Raw genomic sequence first — 17829 nt, forward strand, 5'->3', positions numbered from 1 at the left:
CAAGGAGTAATTTTTCAGATACTGATAGAGAAGATTCCCGAGGTCAGCAGGGCGCCGATCTCTCTGCGTAACCGATCGACCGCCGGAAGCAGTTTTTCCTCCCGGTGCAGCGGTACGGAAACAGCCACCGCGGCGGCGATGGATCCGGCCGTGATCGGCACGGCGCCGCAGACCGTGCCGAGCGCGTACTCCTGCCGCTCCACGACGGGCTCCATCCGCTCCAGCGAGCCGAGCCGCTCCAGCAGGGCGGCGCGGTCCGGCACGGAGTAGCGGGTGACCGGGGTGACGGGGTGGCGGTCGAGATGATCGCGGCAGGCGGACTCGTCGAGCTGGCTCAGCAGGCACTGTCCGATCGCGTGCGCGTGGCCGGTCTCCCGGAAGTCGGCCCACTCCTCGACGGCGGGCGTGGCGACGCTGTCGGCGACGGAGACGAGGTCGATCTCACCCTCGTGGTAGACGGCGAAATACACCGGGGCGCCGATCACATCACGCCAGTGGCCGAGCGAGTCGATGATCTTGCTGCGACGATTCTGCACCGCTTCGGCGCGCGTCAGCCGCTGAGCGGCGTCCCCGAGCACGAAGACGCCGTTCTCCCTGCGCAGATAGCCCTCGAAGGTCAGGGTGCGCAGCAGGTGGTAGGCGGTGGGCAGCGGCAGTCCGGTCTCGCGGGCGAGCTGCTTGGCGGGGGCTCCGTCCGGATGGGAGCCCACCGACTCCAGCAGGCGCAGCGCGCGCTGCACCGACCCGATCAGAGTGGGAGCTGCGGTGTGTCGGGCTGCGGTGGATTGGGCTGTGGCCAAAGGTCATCCCCAGGCGTACTGACTGATGAGAGCCCGCCCGCGGGGCGCGGCAGAGGATTGTCACTCTAGGGGCAGCCCCTCCCCAGGAGTGGTTTCCTCCGCAGCATTCCCTCGCGCGGGCTAACGCCTACCAGTCGCCGCGCGAGGACGAGGACGACGACATGAACTTGCGTACGACATAGACGAGTCCGCCCACGAGCGCGACGACGATGAGCAGCTTGAACAGCAGCGCGATCACAAACCCGACGATGCTGGCGATCAGGCCGCCGAACACGACGAGGACGATCACGGGGACCGCGATCCACTTCACCCACCAGGGCATTCCCGCGAAAATCTCCCGTACCGCCATCGTCCCTACCTCACTTGTCTCGCCGGTTCACGTGCCCTGCCCGGTTCACGCGTCTTGCTGGTTCACGCGTCTTGCTGGTTCACGCGTCCTGCTGGTTCACGCGTCTCGAACATCTGCCTGACCTCTTCGATGCTAGATCGGGGGAGGCGCGAACGGGCGTCCCGCGTCCCCGGCTCTCCCCTGATCCGACCCTGAGCCGGGAGTGAGGGTCCAGCTCAGCTCTCCGGCGGAGAGAAGACGACCATCACCCGCAGGTCCTCGGTGATGTGGTGGAACTTGTGCGCCGTCCCGGCCGGCACGTACACGACGCTGCCCCGGCCGACCACGGTCGTCTCCATCCCCACCGTGATCGACGCCCGGCCGCTCACGACCAGATACACCTCGTCCTGCTGGTGCGGCTGCTGCGGATCACTCGTCCCCGCATCGAGGGCGTACAGCCCCACGGACATGTTGCGTTCCCGCAGAAACTGCAGATACGCGCCGTCGTTGGCGGCACGTTCCGCCTCCAGCTCATCAAGTCGGAATGCCTTCATGCCACGATCACACCATGAAGAATTTCGTAGTCAAGACGATCGCCAACGCGCTGGCCCTGGCGGTGGCGATCTGGCTGGTCGGCAACATCACCTTGAGCGGGGACAACACCGGCAAAAGGATCCTGGCGCTGGTGCTGGTCGCCCTGGTCTTCGGACTGGTGAACTTCGTCGTCAAGCCGGTGGTGAAGCTGCTTACCCTGCCGCTGTTCATCCTGACGCTCGGCCTGATAACCCTGGTCGTCAACGCCGTGATGCTGCTGCTGACCTCTTGGCTCGCTGACCTGCTGAATCTGAGTTTCCACGTCGACGGCTTCTGGGCCGCGGTGCTCGGCGGCCTGATCATCTCGATCGTGTCGTGGGCGCTGAACGTCGTCCTGCCCGACGACAACGACTGACCGCCCGCCAATGACAACAGTTCCAGTGACAACAGTTGAGGACACGCCATGAGCACCGGGGACACCCGAGACATCGGTGACGGCACCCGCTCGGTACGGGCAGGACTGCCCGAGCCCGTCGCCTACGAGCCGACCCTGCCGGGCCCGGTCTTCGCCGCCCATTTCCATCTGCCCGGTGAGCCGACAGGCTCGTACACCTACGGCCGGTACGACAACCCCACCTGGAACCATCTGGAACAGGCGATCGGCGAACTGGAAGCACCCGGGCGCCCCGCCCACACCGTGACCTTCGCCTCGGGGATGGCCGCCGTCGCCGCGACCGCCTTCTCCCAGCTCCGCGCCGGTGACGCCGTCGTCTTTCCCGACGACGGGTACCAGGCCCTGCCGCTGCTGCACGAACGCCTCCGGGCGAGCGGCGTGGAGGTGCGGACGGCGCCCACGGGCGGCGACGCCCAACTGCGGGTCCTCGACGGCGCCAGGCTCCTGTGGATCGAGTCCCCCTCCAACCCCGGGCTCGACGTCTGCGACATCCGCCGCCTGGTGGCGGCCGCCCACGAGGCGGGCGCGCTGGTCGCCGTGGACAACACCCTCGCCACCCCGCTCGGCCAGCGCCCGCTCGAACTGGGCGCCGACTTCTCGGTGGCCAGCGACACCAAGGGCATGACCGGCCACGGCGACATCCTGCTCGGCCATGTCACCTGCACCGACCTCGAACTCGCCACGGCCGTGCGCGACTGGCGCAAGACCGTCGGCGCCATCCCTGGCCCCATGGAAGCCTGGCTGGCGCACCGCTCCCTCGCCACCCTCCAGCTCCGCATCGACCGCCAGTGCGGCACCGCGCTCGTCCTGGCCGAGGCCCTGGCGGAACGCGCCGAAGTGACCGGGCTGCGCTACCCGGGACTGCCCGACGACCCCTCGCACCGCATCGCCTCCCAGCAGATGCGGCGCTTCGGCTCCGTGGTGTCGTTCGTGCTGCCCGACGAGGAACGGGCCGAGCGCTTCCTGAACAGGCTCCGGCTGGTCGACAACGCCACCAGCTTCGGCGGCGTGCGCTCCACGGCCGAGCGGCGCGGCAGATGGGGCGGAGACGCCGTACCGGACGGCTTCATCCGCTTCTCCGTCGGCGCCGAGGACCCGGAAGACCTCATCGCCGACGTGCTGCAATCACTGGACAAACTGGACAAGCCCCAGGACTGAGCAGCCACGCGTGCGCGCAGCTACGCACCCGGCCGCACGCCGGTACGCACCCGTCCGCACACGACGGACGGTCCGAGCCTCCCCCCTCATGGCTCGGACCGTCCCGGGATCCCGCGCAGCGGCGCAGGGACCACTTGACCCAGGCTAGTTGACTCTGCGTCAGTGTCCAATCACCGTAGCGACAGGTGCCTATCGACATATTTATAGTGCTGGGCATGGACCTGGCACTGCTGCGCACCTTTCTCACCGTGCACCGGGCCGGCTCCTTCACCCGCGCCGCCGCGCTCCTCGGCCTCTCCCAGCCCGCCGTGACCGGCCAGATCCGGACCCTCGAACGGCAACTGGGCCGCCCGCTCTTCCTGCGGCAGGCCCGCGGCGTGACCCCCACCACCATCGGCGACGAACTGGCCCAGCGGGCGGCGCCCCATCTCGACGCCCTCGTGGAAATCGCCGGATCGGGGCTCACCGGGGAGTCCGGCACCACCGGCACGCTGCATCTCGCGGGGCCGCCCGAGTTCACCTCGCTGCGCGCCCTGCCCGCGCTCACCCCGCTCACCACGCAGGGGCTCGCCCTGCGCACCTCGTTCTTCGACAACGCCGAGCAGACCCTGGAGAGCCTCGCCGCCGGACATCATGATCTGGCCATCGCCACGGCGCGCCCGCACCGCGGACCGCTCACGGCGACTCCGCTCTGCGACGAGGAGCACGTACTGATCGCCGCCCCGCGCTGGGCGGCCCGGCTCGGCCACAGCGTGCTGCGCGACGGCCATCTCGTCCTGGAACAGCTTCCGGTCGTCGAAGTGCACGAGTCGCTGCCGCTGGTCTCCCGCTACTGGGCCACCGTCTTCGACTCCAAGCCGGCCGCGGCGGGCGCCGTGATCGTCCCCGATCTGCGCGCCGTCCTGGAGTGCGCGGCGGCCGGGGCCGGACTCGCCGTCCTGCCCCGCTATCTGTGCCAAGGCGCCCTGGAGCGCGGCGAAGTCGTCGCGCTCCTCGACCCGCCCGTACCGCCGCTGCGCACGTATTTCCTGGTCGCCCGCACCGGCACCCTCGCGCTGCCCCCGGTGGCGCAGGCCTACGAATGGCTGCTGCGCGCGGCGGTCGACTGGTGACGGCACGCCGTCAGGGAGTTTCAGAACCCGGATCTCGGGCCAATCTCTTCCCATGACCGAACGGCCCGTGGTCAAGCGCACCGCACGCGCCCTCCTGCTCGACGGCGACGACCTGATCCTGATCAAACGCACCAAGCCCGGCGTCACGCCCTACTGGATCACCCCAGGTGGCGGCGTCGAGGAGTCGGACGCCACTGTCGTCGACGCGCTCCACCGCGAGGTCGACGAGGAACTGGGCGCCAAGATCACCGACGTGGTGCCCTGCTTCGTGGACACCGTGGAGCACATCGCGGCGGCGGGCGTCACCGGCGTCAAGGTGCAGCATTTCTTCGTCTGCCGGCTGGAGTCGATGGACCCCTCGCTGCGGCACGGCCCGGAGATCGACGAGCCGTGCGGCGAGTACGAGATCGTCCGTGTCCCGTTCAGCCGGGTCGGCATCGCCGGCGTCCATCTCGTACCGCTGTCGCTGCGCCACTACCTGGACGGCAACATCGAGGGCGTACGCGCCATGCACGCCCCCGACCTCGGCTGACGCGGCTGACGTGGAGCTACGTGGCTGACGCGGCCCGCTACGCGCCCGCGGGCCGCACCAGTGCGTACGCCTCGCGCAGATCGCCGCCGGTGTAGGAGTGCGTGGCCAGCCCTGCCAGATGGTGATCCGCGTTCACCGCCACCGCCGTGTCCACCACGCGGAAGACCTCCGCGTCCGACATGGAGTCCCCGAAGGCCACGCAGTCGGCCGGCTCCACCCCGAACTCGGTGCACAGCCGTCCGGCGATCTCCACCTTCGCCGCCGGGTTGAGAATGCCCGCCCGGTCGATCGGCTCGGTGAACGGCAGCCCCGGCCAGCGCGAGCCGTGCGCGGCATGGGCGCCCCAGTCCAGCAGCCGCTCCACGAAGAAGCCGGGGCCGAGCGAGATCACCGCGCAGTAGTCCCCCTGGGCCCGGATCTGCGTCCACACCTCACGGATCCCGGCCAGCCACGGCGCCCCTTCGAACGCGGCGGCCACCTGCGCCGTGGTCAGTGCCGACCACAGCTCCCTGGCCCGTACGGCGAACTCGTCGGGCGCCAACCCCAGCCGCAGGAACTGGCGTTCCAGCTCGTCGATCTCCGCACTGACCCCTAGCTGCCGCGAAATCTCCACTGCGGCGGCCGAGCCCCGGATCAGCGTGCCGTCGACGTCGAACAAATACAGTCTTCGTTGGCTGCCCATGACTGCTGAGATTAGTACGCCCCGCTCAGCCCGGTGTTTCACGTGAAACAGCACCTCAACCCGAGGCGGATCCCTGCCACTTCCGGTAAAACGGTGGACGAACGATCACTGACTCCGACAGCCTGAACCCCATGTCGACACCGCTTTCCGCGCTCCCGATCCGGCCGCTGACCATGGGCGATCTCCTGTCATGTGCCGATCTGGCCGAGAACCGGGGGTGGCCGCGCGAGGAACGCAGATGGGGGCTCCTGCTCGCTGCGGGGACGGGGTACGGCATCGACGATCCCGACGGCAAGGGCCTCGCCGCCTGCTGTGTCCTGACCTCCTACGGACCGGACCTCGCCGCGATCGGCCTGCTGCTCGTCGCCGAACAGCACGCGCGTCAGGGGCTGGCGCAGCGGCTGATGGCGCATGTGCGGGATGCGGCCGACGGGACCCCGCTCTCCCTGTACGCCACCAGCCTCGGTCTGCCGCTCTACGAAAAGCTCGGCTTCAGCACCGTCGGCCGCACGGAGACGCTGCGCGGCCGGTGGCGGTCCCCCGAGCCGGCCGGCCGGACCGGGCGGGTACAGACCCGCCGGGCCGGCGGAGCCGACCTGCCGGCGCTCGTCCGGCTGGACGCCGAGGTCTTCGGCGCCGACCGGACCCATCTCCTGACCCGACTGCCCGCCTTCGCCGACCAGCTCCAGGTGGCGTTCGACGGCCCCACGCTGACCGGGTACGCGGCCCGCTGGCCGACCTCGGCCACGGATGTCATCGGCCCGCTGATCGCCCCCGACACCGAGACAGCGAAGGCGCTCGTCGCCGCGCTGGCCGAGGGGACGGACCGCTCGCTGCGTCTGGATGTCGACGCCCGCCACGAGGAGCTGCTGGCCTGGCTCCACGAGCGCGGCCTGGAGACCGTCAAGGGCTGTACCGCGATGACCTACGGCGTCGGCGACCTGCCGGGCGACCGGAGCCGGCTGTTCGCCGTCCTGAACCTCGCCACGGGTTAGGCTCCGCGGCTCACCTCGCGTGATCCACCGCGCGCCCTGCACCTCGTCGGGGCCGACCGGCCTCGCCTTAGGCTGAGGATCATGAGCGATCTCGACATACGACCCGCGACCCCCGGCGACATCCCGGCCATCGTCGCCATGCTCGCCGACGACCCGCTCGGCGCGCAGCGGGAGTCCCCCGACGACCTGACCCCGTACGCCGCGGCCTACGAGCGGCTGGCCGCCGAACCGAACCAGCATCTCGTCGTCGCCGAACGCCAGGGCCAGGTCATCGGCACCCTCCAGCTCACGGTCATCCCCGGGCTGTCCCGGCGCGGCGCCGTGCGCTCCATCATCGAGGCGGTCCGTATCCACGCCGACGCACGCGGCAGCGGCCTCGGTACCCGGCTGATCGAGTGGGCGATCGAGGAATCCCGCCGTCAGGGCTGCCAGTTGGTCCAGCTCACCTCCGACAGCAGCCGTACCGACGCGCACCGCTTCTACGAGCGGCTGGGCTTCACCGCCTCACACATCGGATTCAAGTTGAGTCTCGACTAGGGGCCGCCCCACCCACCGGGCGGTGGACGAGACGGCGGACGGGGCGGCGGACGGGGCGACGTTTCACGTGAAACAGTCCATCCGTCTCAGCTCTGGAGCCCGCGCCAGCCCTCGGCGTCCATCCCGCCGGGCACCGCATCGGCCGGCTCGTACGGTTCACGAGTGAAGACGAACGAGCCGAGATCGAGATGGCTCACCGAACCGTCCGGCCGTCGGACGGCGCGCAGCGTCTCCCCCGTGTAGTAGCCGTCGAGCCCGGTCCAACTGCCGTCCGCTCCGGCGGCGAACCGGGAGCCCCGGCTCGTACCGCGCAGCGGTTGCAGCTCCACGCCGCCGTCGGCCAGCAGCTTCAGCCCGTAGGAGTTCGTGCCCCAGTACCAGGGCCCGGTGAGCGCCAGCAGCTCAGGATCGAACTCCGGCATCGGACGCCACGGCTCGGGGAGCCGTGGTTCGGCGTCGGCGACGATACCGACAAGGTCGGCGTTGATCGTCCCGATGGGCGGCCCTGAGGTCGCGTTGGACAGCGTCACTGCGGCGACGTCGTCCTCGACGCTGATCCACAGACAGGCCAGAAAGCCCGGCAGCGAACCGGTGTGTCCGATCAGGGTCCGCCCGCCGCGCCGGGCGAGCTGTACGCCCAGCCCGTAGCCGCCGTCCCAGTCGCCGGCCTCCGGTGCCACGGCAGGGGTGCGCAGCTTCCGTACGGACGACTCGCTCAGCACCCGCTCGTCCCCGCGGGCGAGCAGGGCGGCGAGCCGGCAGAGGTCGGCGGCCGTCGACCAGAGCTGGCCGGCCGGCGCCATCAGCCCCAGATCCTCGGCCGGTTCGGGCAGCATCACATCGGCCCAGGGGTGCACAGCCCAGCCACCGGCGTGCGGCGCGACCGGCTGCGCGGTCGTACGATCCATGCCCAGCGGTGTCAGCACCTCGTCGCGCAGCACCTCCTCCCAGGACGCGCCGCGCACCCGCTCGACCAGTGCACCGAGCACGGTGAAGCCGGGGTTGGAGTAGTGGTGCAGCCGTCCCGCCGGGTGCGTACGCGCGCCGTCACCGAGTACGTCGGCCAGCGTGGGCCGCAGCGTGCCCGGCGTCCGCTCCCACCAGGGCGCCGGTGACTCGGCACTCAGACCTGCCTGGTGGCTGAGCAGTTGGGCGATCGTGACATCACCCACCAGGGTGCCCGGCAGATGCTTCTCCAGCGAATCGTTGAAATCGAGCAGCCCCTCGTCGCGCAGCCGCGTCACCAGGACGGCGGTGAACGTCTTGGTGATCGAGCCGATCCGGAACTGGGTGTCGGCGTCCGGCGCGTGCCCGTCCACACAACTGCGCGCTCCCGTCCACACCAGGTGGCCCGCTCGGGCCACGGCGGCGACCAGTGAGGGGGTACGCCCTTCGGCCTGGGCGACGGCGACACGGTGCAGCAGGGCTCGCCGGGTGCTGGGCAGCAGCTCTTCGATAGGTGAGGTCATGGACAAGAACTATCCCGGGGCGCCCGTCCGGTCGACGTCTTTTGGCTCCGGCAGCGCCGTGTCCGGCGCGGGGGCCGCCGGGGCCGGGGCGGCGGGTGCCGGGGCCGGGGTGCGGTAGGCGCGGAGGGAGGAGTTGGTCGCGGCCACGACGCCGATCGCCAGCACGGCCGACAGGCCGCCGGCGACCAGCGAGAAGGAGGCCGAGGTGACCGAAGCGAGCAGGCCGCCCCGGAAGTTGCCGAGGTCGGGGCCCGCCACGCCGATGACATGTTCCACGGAGGAGACCCGCCCCCGGTACGCGTCGGGGGTCTCCAACTGGACCAAGGCGCTGCGGGTAATCACGGACACGGTGTCGGCGGCGCCGGCCACCGCCAGACAGCCGAGGGCCGCCCAGAGCGGCCCGGCCAGCCCGAAGCCGGCCAGCGACAGGCCCCAGACGACCGCAGCGGTCAACTGGACCAGGCCGCTGCGGCGCCGGCGCGTCACCGCGCCGGAGAGCAGGCCGGCGGTGATCCCACCGACCGCCACGGCCGAGAGGAACAGGCCGAGCGTCTGCGGATCGCCGTCGAAGCGGACCTCGTTGACGAGAGGGAAGAGCGCGACCGGCATGGAGAGCAGCGTCGCGGAGAGGTCGGTGGCCATCGAGCCCCACAGCGTCGGCCGGTGCAGGATGATCCGCCACCCGCCGCGCTCCGGGCGGCGTCCGCGCACCGCGTCGCCGCCGTCGGGTCGCATGGCCGGGAGCCGGATCACCGCGAGCATCCCGACCGCGGCGGCGAGCGCCTGAATGGCATAGGCGGCGGGGAAGTCCCACCGGGCGATGATGACGCCGGCCAGCGCGGGCCCCGCCAGCATCGCCGCCTGGAAGGAGACGTTGGTCAGCGCGAGCCCGGACGCCACCTGGTCGGCCGGCAGCAGCCGGACCGGGAACGTACGCCGGGAGGGCGCCCCGAGCGCGCCGAACGCGGTCTGCAGGGCGACCAAGGCGAACAGCAGCAGCACGCTCCGGTTGTCCGTCAGCGCCTGGGCACACAGCCCCGCGGCGGCGAGCAGTTGACCCGCGCTGGTGGCGCGCACGATCGTACGGCGGTCGACCGCGTCGGCCAGCGAGCCACCCAGCAGCCCGAACAGCACCATCGGCACCCCGGTCGCGAGCCCGATGGCCCCGGTGCCCACCGGACTGCCCGTCAGCTCCCAGACCTGGGCCAGCACCGCCACATTGGCTATCTGGCCGCCGAGTTGGGCGGCCGAGGTCCCGATCCACAGGTCCCGGAACGCCCGGCTGCCGCGCAACGGCCGGGTGTCGAGGAACGCGCCGCGCCCCGTCATCCCGGTGGCTCGTCGAGGTGGTCAAGGATCCGCTGCCGCATCGACCGCTGCTCCAGCGCCCGCCGCAACTCACCGACAACGGCGGTCAGCGCGTACGACGCCTCACCGTCCAACTCGGCGACAGACGCATGGGTGGCCCGCCACTCGGCCTCAAGCAACGGCACCAACGACCGGCCACGCTCAGTCAACTCGATCCGCCGCGTCCGCGCATCGGGCCCGGGGGCGGAGGTGACCAGGTCCTCCTTGCGCATGGCGGCGATGGTCTGGCTGATCGCGGAGTGCGACCGGTCGAGGGACTGGGCGAGTTCACGAATGGTCAGCGGCCCGGTATGAGCGAGCCGAATCAACGGATACGCGAACCGCGGCCGCACCCCCTCGATGCCACGCGAGACGTAGAACTGCTCAATCTCGGCATCCATCACGGCCAACATCTTGTGCAGCGCATGCCAGGGATCGGGCACCGTCGTAGGATCAGAAGATGTCACAGCGCTAATATAACAGCGCTGCGATAACTACTCTGGTTTCCCAGCGTTCGTCCCACGCCTCGATGGCACCGTCGAACTCCTCGACCTTGTCGAAGTTCCACTGACACCGGGGCCGACGGGCCTGCGGGGGTGGGCAGGTGCGTGCTGGATGATGAAGGGGTGCAGCTCCCTTACGTCTACCGCGTCACCAAGTACAACCCCGCCGACCGCGACGAAAAGGGGCATTACACCGGCCCCGAGGACGTCTTCAGCGACCACGGTGAGGTCGAGGCGTCTTATCTTCAAGCCGTTGCCGCCTTCGCGGGGGAAACCGGCGCCGACCGCCTTGCCGTACGGGAACCGCAGGTCCCTGACATGGCGCACTTCGGTGTGGAACCTCCGGTGGACGGTTCGGGGTTGGACGGGCTCTTCCCCGCCGGCCCGACCGGTTTCCACGACGGGGCAGAGGTACCGCTCGAAGTCGCGCTGGAACTGGTGCGTGCCATGTTGCGCGACAGCGGCGTGTGGTGCCGGCTGGAGGCGGAGGGCACGTTCGCTGTCCATGTGGGATTTGACCAGTACGTCTACATCGGCAGCAGCCGGCCCTGCGAGGAGGCGCTGGCCCGAAGCCGCGCGCTCGGGCTGTTCCCCGAGCGCCTCAACTCCTCCCCGTACGACATGGAGACCGAAGGCGACACCGTCCAGCGGCCAGGGGACGACGAGTTCTGGGCCGGTCTGCACTGGGCCGTCGCATCCGGCCGCGCCGGACTCCTGGAAGAGATGCCCGCCCAAAACGCCTCACGATTTCACCGACTCACCCGCGACACCATCGACACGGTTCGTGCCGGCCTCGCCCCCCGGGCCTGTCTGGCCGTGTGGCCGGACCTGTCCTCCGACATCAACACGGTCCTCAGCGCCCTGCCGGCCGACGGTCTCGTCGAAGGTGTCTGGCAGGACGAGGACGGCGCGATCCACAGCGCTGTGGTTGACGAGGAAGCGTTCCCTGAGCTGACGGTCCGAATATCCGGCGCCCGGGCCGCAGCTCTCCTGCCCGTCTACGCCGACGACCGTGTGCCGCTGTTCACGGCCGTCATGCCTGACAGTGACGGCGTGGTAAGGGCTCGCTGGCAGACCGAGCCGACGCCGAGCGACCGGAACTGGGCCTTCCTCAAGACCCTTCGCCGGGGAGAGACCATCACCGGCACGGTCACCGACATCGCCAGCTTCGGGGTCACCTTCGTTGACATCGGCGGCTTCGAAGCGATGATCAACATCCCCGAGCTGTCATGGCGTCATATCAACCACCCCTCCGACATCGTCTTCGTCGGTCAGGAAGTCAGCGCCGAAATCCTCGACGTCGACCCCGTCCGCGAGCGCGTATCGCTCTCCCTGAAGGCCTTGCAGGAAGATCCGATGCGGCTGCTGATCGGGCAGATCGGCCGGAGGATCGTCGGTCGTGTCACCAAGTTCGTACCCTTCGGCGTGTTCGTGCGCATCGAAGAGGCGGAGAACGGCTTGGAGGGACTGGTGCACCATTCCGAACTAACCGACGACAACCCGGATACCCCTCAGCTCGGCCTCCAGATCGGGGACGCCCTACTGGTCAAGATCCTTGACATCGACCCGGTACGGCGTCGAATCACCCTCTCGCAACGGCAAGCCGCCTCAAGGCTCTGACCCCGTCTCACGGCCCCGAGCACGCGGGCTGCCGGCGGGCCCGGATCGCGCACCGATGAGTTTCCCGTGCTGCGCTGGTCTATACGCCGGACACCCACGGACGGAAGGCTGCGCCATGCGGAAACTGATCTACGCCATGAACCTGACTCTGGACGGCTATGTCGCCGCGGCCGGGGACGACATCGGCTGGAGTGGGCCGCCGAGTGACGAGCTGTTCCAATGGTGGCTGGAGCACGAGCAGGCGAGTGGGCTGTCGCTGTACGGGCGCAAGCTGTGGGAGGCGATGAGCTCCTTCTGGCCGACCGGCGATCAGCAGCCGGGCGCCACCGCGGCGGAGATCGAGTTCGCGCGGAACTGGCGGGACACGCCGAAGGTGGTGTTCTCCTCCACGCTCGACAAGGTCGACTGGAACACCCGCCTGGTCACCGGCGACGCGATCGCCGAGATCACCCGGCTCAAGGCCGAGGACGGCGGCCCCATGAACATCGGCGGCCCGACGCTTGCCGGGGCGGCCATGCGCGCCGGGCTGATCGACGAGTACGTGATCGCCACCCATCCGGTCCTGGTGGGCGGCGGCACGCCGTTCTTCACCGCGCTGGACAACTGGGTGAACCTGAACCTGGTGGAGACGCGGACGCTCTCCGGCGGCGTGAGCCTGACCAGGTACGAGACGAGGCGCTGAGCGCCCGTCCGGATCAGGTCTGCGCCATGTCCACGAAGCGGGAGTAGTGGCCCTGGAAGGCGACCGTGATCGTGGCCGTCGGGCCGTTACGGTGCTTGGCCACGATCAGGTCCGCCTCGCCCGCGCGGGGGGATTCCTTCTCGTACGCGTCCTCGCGGTGCAGCAGGATCACCATGTCCGCGTCCTGCTCGATGGAGCCCGACTCGCGGAGGTCCGAGACCATGGGCTTCTTGTCCGTGCGCTGTTCAGGGCCACGGTTGAGCTGCGACAGCGCCACCACGGGCAGTTCCAGCTCCTTGGCCAGCAGCTTCAGGTTTCGCGACATGTCCGAGACCTCCTGCTGGCGGCTCTCCGCGCGCTTCGAGCCGCCCGACTGCATGAGCTGGAGATAGTCGATGACGACCAGCTTCAGATCGTTCCGCTGCTTCAGCCGGCGGCACTTGGCGCGGATCTCCATCATCGACAGGTTCGGCGAATCGTCGATGTACAGCGGGGCCTGGGAGACGTCCGGCATGCGGCGGGCCAGTCTCGTCCAGTCCTCGTCCGTCATCGTTCCCGACCGCATGTGATGCAGCGCCACCCGGGCCTCGGCCGAGAGGAGGCGCATCGCGATCTCGTTGCGCCCCATCTCCAGGGAGAAGATCACGCTCGGCAGGTTGTTCTTGATCGAGGCCGCTCGGGCGAAGTCCAGCGCGAGCGTGGACTTACCCATCGCGGGACGGGCCGCGATGACGATCATCTGGCCCGGATGCAGGCCGTTCGTCAGCGAGTCGAAGTCCGTGAAGCCGGTCGGTACGCCCGTCATCTCGCCGCTGCGGGAACCGATCGCCTCGATCTCGTCGAGGGCGCCTTCCATGATGTCGCCGAGCGGCAGATAGTCCTCGCTGGTCCGCTGCTCGGTGACGGCGTAGATCTCGGCCTGTGCGGAGTTGACGATCTCGTCCACATCGCCGTCGGCCGCGTATCCCATCTGCGTGATCTTGGTGCCGGCCTCGACCAGCCGGCGGAGCACCGCCCGCTCGTGGACGATCTCCGCGTAGTACGAGGCGTTGGCGGCCGTGGGGACCGACTGGACCAGCGTGTGCAGATACGAGGCCCCGCCGACCCGGGTGATCTCGCCGCGCTTCACCAGCTCGGCGGCCACCGTGATCGGGTCGGCCGGCTCGCCCTTGGCGTAGAGGTCGAGGATCGCCTGGAACACCGTCTCGTGCGCCGGGCGGTAGAAGTCGTGGCCCTTGATGATCTCGACGACATCGGCGATGGCGTCCTTGGACAGCAGCATGCCGCCGAGCACCGACTGCTCGGCGTCGAGATCCTGCGGCGGGACCCGCTCGAAGCCGGGGGATCCGCCGTCCCAGGAGGGACTGTCATGGCCGCGCTCGTGCTGCTCCTCGCGGCCCCGGCTGTCGCCGCGCCGCTGCCGGGACACGGGCAGTCGGTCACTGGGACCGGCGTCGATCCAGGGGTCGTCCAACGGCTCGGGAATGCTCACCGGCCACCTCCTCATGTCCGCTGGGCGGACCTCGCCGTGCCACTCTTTCTACGGCACGACACTGACAAAACGAGAGGCTCGTCTCCGGTTCGGGCGCGTCGGACGCTCGCCTACGTTAGGCCCGTCTGCACCGTCAGCCAATCTGGTTATCCACAGACCCTGTGGGCGAACGACCAGATGCTGTGGAGAACTCCCGAGATCCTGTGCACGGACCGGGGGACAGCACTGTGGACAAACTCATAGCCACCACACCGTAACCATGCTGACCTGGGCTTTTTCCGTCCACCGGCTGTGGGGAAGAAAAACTTTCCCGACTGGACCAAGATCAGAACAAACGACGCACAAGCGTGCTCACGCACTGTCCACAAGTAAGTGTCATAGCCGCATTGCGTCTCTTACCTGTGGAAGATTAGATTGAGTGCATGACACAGGCCCCCGCCCCGTCCCGAACCGGTCGGCGACGGCACGACCGCGAGATCGTCGCGCTCGCCCTGCCCGCCTTCGGCGCGCTGGTCGCCGAGCCTCTTTTCGTGATGGTCGACAGCGCCATCGTCGGCCATCTCGGGACCCGCGAACTCGCCGGACTGGGCATCGCCGCGGCCCTGCTGACCACCGCCGTGAGCATCTTCGTCTTCCTCGCCTACGCCACCACGGCCGCGGTCGCCCGCCGCGTCGGCGCCGGTGACCTACGGGCCGCCATCCGGCAAGGGATGGACGGCATCTGGCTGGCCCTCCTGCTCGGCGCCGTGGTCATCGCCGCCACCCTCCCGAGCGCGCCCTGGCTCGTGGACGTGTTCGGGGCCTCCGACACCGCAGCACCCTCCGCCATCACCTATCTGCGGATCTCCAGCCTCGGCATCCCCGCCATGCTGGTCGTCCTGGCCGCCACCGGCGTGCTGCGCGGGTTGCAGGACACCAAGACCCCGCTCTACGTCGCGATCGGCGGCTTCGGCGCCAACGCGGTGCTCAATCTCGTGCTCGTCTACGGCGTCGGGCTCGGGATCGCCGGCTCCGCCTGGGGCACGGTGATCGCCCAGTGCGCGATGGCCGCGGTCTATCTGTTCGTGGTCGTCCGGGGGGCGCGCCGGCACGGCGCCTCCCTGCGCCCCGACGCCGCCGGTATCCGGGCCAGCGCCCAGGCCGGGGTGCCGCTGCTGGTCCGTACGCTCTCGCTGCGAGCGGTACTGATGATCGCCACCGCGGTCGCCGCCCGACTGGGCGACATCGACATCGCCGCCCACCAGATCATCCTCTCGCTGTGGAGTCTGACGGCCTTTGCCCTCGACGCGATCGCCATCGCGGGACAGGCCATCATCGGCCGCTATCTGGGCGCCGGGGATACCCAGGGCGCCCGGGAGGCCTGCCGGCGGATGGTGCAGTGGGGGCTGGTCTCCGGCGTGCTGCTCGGCGTGCTGATCGTGGCGGCACGACCGCTGTTCATTCCGCTGTTCACCGACGATCAGGGGGTACGGGACAGGCTGCTGCCCGCCCTGCTGGTAGTGGCCGTGGTGCAGCCGGTCGCCGGGATCGTGTTCATCCTGGACGGCGTGCTGATGGGCGCGGGCGACGGACCGTATCTCGCACGGGCGATGCTGGTGACGCTGGCCGTGTTCGCGCCGGTCGCCCTGCTGGTCCCGGCGGTCGGTGGCGGGCTCACCGCGCTGTGGTGGGCGATGGGGCTGATGATGGCCGTCCGGCTGGTGACGCTGTGGATACGCGCCCGGTCCGGCCGCTGGCTGGTCACCGGCGCCAGTCGCTGACCGCTGGACACACACCAAGCTCCGCTCGTTGTTTCACGTGAAACGGCGAAAGGGCCGCACCCTCGGCGAGGGTGCGGCCCTTTCGTGTGCTCTACCGGGTGCGGCGTTACGCGGCGATGACCTCGATGCCGAGCTTCGCAGCGACCTCGGGGTGCAGACGCACGGACACCTGGTGCGAGCCCAGGGTCTTGATCGGCGCACCGAGCTCGATCCGGCGCTTGTCGACCTCGGGGCCACCGGCGGTCTTGATCGCCGAGGCGAGGTCCGCCGGGGTGACGGAGCCGAAGAGGCGGCCGGCGTCGCCGGAGCGAACGGCCAACCGGACCTTCACACCTTCGAGGCGGGCCTTGATCTCGTTGGCCTGCTCGATGGTGGCGATCTCGTGGATCTTGCGGGCGCGGCGGATCTGCGCCACGTCCTGCTCGCCACCCTTGGTCCAGCGGATGGCGAAGCCACGCGGGACGAGGTAGTTGCGGGCGTAGCCGTCCTTGACGTCGACGACGTCGCCTGCGCCTCCGAGGCCGGTGACCTCGTGGGTGAGGATGATCTTCATGATTCGGTCACCCTTCCCTTATCGCGCGGTGGACGTGTAGGGCAGCAGCGCCATCTCACGGCTGTTCTTGACTGCCGTGGCGACGTCACGCTGGTGCTGCGTGCAGTTACCGGTGACGCGACGGGCACGGATCTTGCCGCGGTCGGAAATGAACTTCCGCAGCATGTTCGTGTCCTTGTAGTCCACGTACACGGTCTTGTCCTTGCAGAATGCGCAGACCTTTTTCTTCGGCTTGCGCACAGGCGGTTTCGCCATGGTGTATCTCCTGTGTGATCAAGAAGTGGGGGTACGGGCCCCGCCCTTAGAAGGGAGGCTCGTCCGAGTAGCCGCCGCCCGAGCCGCCGGAGCTTCCGCCCCAGCCGCCTCCGCCGCCGTTGCCCCCGCCGCCCTGCGGCGCCGGCTGGCCGCCGCCTGCCGGTGCGCTGGTGGCCCACGGGTCGTCGGCGGGTGCACCGCCGCCGCCCTGCTGGCCGCCGCCGCCGGGGCCGCCGCCCCAGTTGCCGCCGCCGCCCTGCTGGCCGCCCCGGCCCGTGGTCTTGGTGACCTTGGCCGTGGCGCTCTTGAGACTGGGGCCGACTTCCTCGACATCCAGCTCGTAGACCGTGCGCTTGACGCCCTCGCGGTCCTCGTAGGACCGCTGCTTCAGCCGGCCCTGCACGACGACGCGCATGCCTCGCTGGAGCGACTCGGCCACGTTCTCCGCTGCCTGACGCCAGACCGAGCAGGTGAGGAAGAGGCTTTCGCCGTCCTTCCACTCATTGGTCTGGCGGTCGAACATACGGGGAGTGGACGCGACGCGGAACTTCGCGACCGCCGCACCGGAGGGGGTGAAGCGCAGCTCGGGGTCGTCGACGAGATTGCCGACGACCGTGATGACGGTCTCGCCTGCCATGGGTGAACCTCTCGGCGGGGATTGCTTCTGGCTGCTTGCTGCTGCTACTCGAACCCGATGACCGCTGAGCTAGACGCTCAGTGGGTCTCGGGACGGAGGACCTTGGTCCGGAGGACCGACTCGTTCAGGTTCATCTGTCGGTCGAGCTCCTTGACGATCGCGGGCTCGGCCTGCAGATCGATGACCGAGTAGATGCCCTCGGGCTTCTTGTTGATCTCGTAGGAGAGACGACGACGGCCCCAGGTGTCGACCTTCTCGACCTTTCCGTTGCCCTCGCGGACGACGGAGAGGAAGTTCTCGATGAGCGGGGAGACTGCTCGCTCTTCAAGATCGGGGTCGAGGATGACCATCACCTCGTAGTGACGCATGTAAAACCCAC

21 protein-coding genes are annotated in these 17829 nt (G+C 69.4%); 9 read left to right on the plus strand and 12 right to left on the minus strand.

Features of this window, described 5'->3' with window-relative positions; genetic code table 11:
• Positions 1–14 precede the first annotated feature (14 nt).
• From ACZ63I_RS00230 to ACZ63I_RS00240, 3 genes are all read right to left on the minus strand, one after another.
• Positions 15–740 (minus strand): IclR family transcriptional regulator, encoded by a 726-nt coding sequence (locus ACZ63I_RS00230; RefSeq protein ID WP_469333847.1) that lies wholly within the window; start codon positions 738–740, stop codon positions 15–17.
• Between the two features lie 187 nt (positions 741–927).
• Entirely contained in the window at positions 928–1149 is a 222-nt protein-coding gene (locus ACZ63I_RS00235; protein ID WP_469333848.1) for a DUF5326 family protein, read from the minus strand.
• 215 nt (positions 1150–1364) lie between these two features.
• On the minus strand, positions 1365–1682 hold the full coding sequence (locus tag ACZ63I_RS00240; protein WP_469333849.1) for a cupin domain-containing protein: 318 nt from the start codon (positions 1680–1682) through the stop codon (positions 1365–1367).
• Positions 1683–1696: 14 nt separating this feature from the next.
• On the opposite strand from ACZ63I_RS00240, the gene ACZ63I_RS00245 reads away from it, so the two are divergent.
• The 4 genes from ACZ63I_RS00245 (at position 1697) to ACZ63I_RS00260 (ending at position 4918) form a co-directional block, all read left to right on the plus strand.
• Positions 1697–2077 (plus strand): phage holin family protein, encoded by a 381-nt coding sequence (locus ACZ63I_RS00245; RefSeq protein WP_469333851.1) that lies wholly within the window; start codon positions 1697–1699, stop codon positions 2075–2077.
• Between the two features lie 48 nt (positions 2078–2125).
• Entirely contained in the window at positions 2126–3274 is a 1149-nt protein-coding gene (locus tag ACZ63I_RS00250; RefSeq protein WP_469333853.1) for a cystathionine gamma-lyase, read from the plus strand.
• A 215-nt stretch (positions 3275–3489) separates the two neighbouring features.
• Positions 3490–4386: a LysR family transcriptional regulator gene (locus tag ACZ63I_RS00255; RefSeq protein ID WP_469333854.1), complete on the plus strand. Its 897-nt coding sequence runs from the start codon at positions 3490–3492 to the stop codon at positions 4384–4386.
• A gap of 52 nt (positions 4387–4438) precedes the next feature.
• Positions 4439–4918: an NUDIX domain-containing protein gene (locus tag ACZ63I_RS00260; RefSeq protein ID WP_469333856.1), complete on the plus strand. Its 480-nt coding sequence runs from the start codon at positions 4439–4441 to the stop codon at positions 4916–4918.
• 37 nt (positions 4919–4955) lie between these two features.
• Here the strand turns inward: ACZ63I_RS00260 and ACZ63I_RS00265 are convergent, their stop codons facing one another.
• Entirely contained in the window at positions 4956–5600 is a 645-nt protein-coding gene (locus tag ACZ63I_RS00265) for an HAD family hydrolase (protein ID WP_469333857.1), read from the minus strand.
• Between the two features lie 131 nt (positions 5601–5731).
• On the opposite strand from ACZ63I_RS00265, the gene ACZ63I_RS00270 reads away from it, so the two are divergent.
• Positions 5732–6595: a GNAT family N-acetyltransferase gene (locus ACZ63I_RS00270; protein WP_469333859.1), complete on the plus strand. Its 864-nt coding sequence runs from the start codon at positions 5732–5734 to the stop codon at positions 6593–6595.
• Positions 6596–6676: 81 nt separating this feature from the next.
• Positions 6677–7132, plus strand: coding sequence for a GNAT family N-acetyltransferase (locus tag ACZ63I_RS00275; protein WP_469333861.1), 456 nt, complete (start codon positions 6677–6679; stop codon positions 7130–7132).
• An 86-nt stretch (positions 7133–7218) separates the two neighbouring features.
• On the opposite strand, the gene ACZ63I_RS00280 is transcribed toward ACZ63I_RS00275, so the two are convergent.
• The 3 genes from ACZ63I_RS00280 to ACZ63I_RS00290 are packed head-to-tail and all read right to left on the minus strand — an operon-like array spanning position 7219 to position 10391.
• Positions 7219–8601 carry a serine hydrolase domain-containing protein gene (locus tag ACZ63I_RS00280; protein ID WP_469333863.1) on the minus strand — a complete coding sequence of 461 codons (1383 nt, stop codon included), beginning with the start codon at positions 8599–8601 and terminating at the stop codon, positions 7219–7221.
• Positions 8602–8610: 9 nt separating this feature from the next.
• Positions 8611–9930, minus strand: coding sequence for an MFS transporter (locus ACZ63I_RS00285; RefSeq protein ID WP_469333865.1), 1320 nt, complete (start codon positions 9928–9930; stop codon positions 8611–8613).
• The gene (locus ACZ63I_RS00290; RefSeq protein WP_469333866.1) at positions 9927–10391 is read right to left on the minus strand and encodes a MarR family winged helix-turn-helix transcriptional regulator; all 465 of its coding nucleotides are present in this window, start codon (positions 10389–10391) and stop codon (positions 9927–9929) included. The genes ACZ63I_RS00285 and ACZ63I_RS00290 overlap by 4 nt, the downstream gene beginning before the upstream one ends.
• Positions 10392–10769: 378 nt before the next feature.
• On the opposite strand from ACZ63I_RS00290, the gene ACZ63I_RS00295 reads away from it, so the two are divergent.
• Both ACZ63I_RS00295 and ACZ63I_RS00300 read left to right on the plus strand, forming a co-directional pair.
• A complete protein-coding gene (locus tag ACZ63I_RS00295) occupies positions 10770–12071 on the plus strand; it encodes a S1 RNA-binding domain-containing protein (protein ID WP_469333868.1) in 1302 nt (433 codons plus the stop codon).
• 115 nt (positions 12072–12186) lie between these two features.
• Positions 12187–12753 carry a dihydrofolate reductase family protein gene (locus ACZ63I_RS00300; RefSeq protein ID WP_469333870.1) on the plus strand — a complete coding sequence of 189 codons (567 nt, stop codon included), beginning with the start codon at positions 12187–12189 and terminating at the stop codon, positions 12751–12753.
• Positions 12754–12766: 13 nt separating this feature from the next.
• Here ACZ63I_RS00300 and dnaB read toward each other — a convergent pair whose 3' ends face one another.
• Positions 12767–14245, minus strand: a complete 1479-nt coding sequence (dnaB, locus tag ACZ63I_RS00305; protein ID WP_469333872.1) for a replicative DNA helicase — start codon at positions 14243–14245, stop codon at positions 12767–12769.
• Positions 14246–14667: 422 nt separating this feature from the next.
• On the opposite strand from dnaB, the gene ACZ63I_RS00310 reads away from it, so the two are divergent.
• Complete coding sequence (locus ACZ63I_RS00310; RefSeq protein ID WP_469333874.1) at positions 14668–16005, plus strand: MATE family efflux transporter; 1338 nt, start codon at positions 14668–14670, stop codon at positions 16003–16005.
• 106 nt (positions 16006–16111) lie between these two features.
• Here the strand turns inward: ACZ63I_RS00310 and rplI are convergent, their stop codons facing one another.
• From rplI to rpsF, 4 genes are all read right to left on the minus strand, one after another.
• Positions 16112–16558 (minus strand): 50S ribosomal protein L9, encoded by a 447-nt coding sequence (gene rplI, locus ACZ63I_RS00315; protein ID WP_041987329.1) that lies wholly within the window; start codon positions 16556–16558, stop codon positions 16112–16114.
• 18 nt (positions 16559–16576) lie between these two features.
• Positions 16577–16813, minus strand: a complete 237-nt coding sequence (rpsR, locus tag ACZ63I_RS00320) for a 30S ribosomal protein S18 (protein WP_003956534.1) — start codon at positions 16811–16813, stop codon at positions 16577–16579.
• A gap of 46 nt (positions 16814–16859) precedes the next feature.
• Positions 16860–17450 (minus strand): single-stranded DNA-binding protein, encoded by a 591-nt coding sequence (locus ACZ63I_RS00325; RefSeq protein ID WP_469333877.1) that lies wholly within the window; start codon positions 17448–17450, stop codon positions 16860–16862.
• Between the two features lie 77 nt (positions 17451–17527).
• The gene (rpsF, locus tag ACZ63I_RS00330; protein ID WP_040023256.1) at positions 17528–17818 is read right to left on the minus strand and encodes a 30S ribosomal protein S6; all 291 of its coding nucleotides are present in this window, start codon (positions 17816–17818) and stop codon (positions 17528–17530) included.
• Positions 17819–17829: the final 11 nt, after the last annotated feature.

It is taken from the genome of Streptomyces sp. NPDC087906, assembly GCF_055584925.1.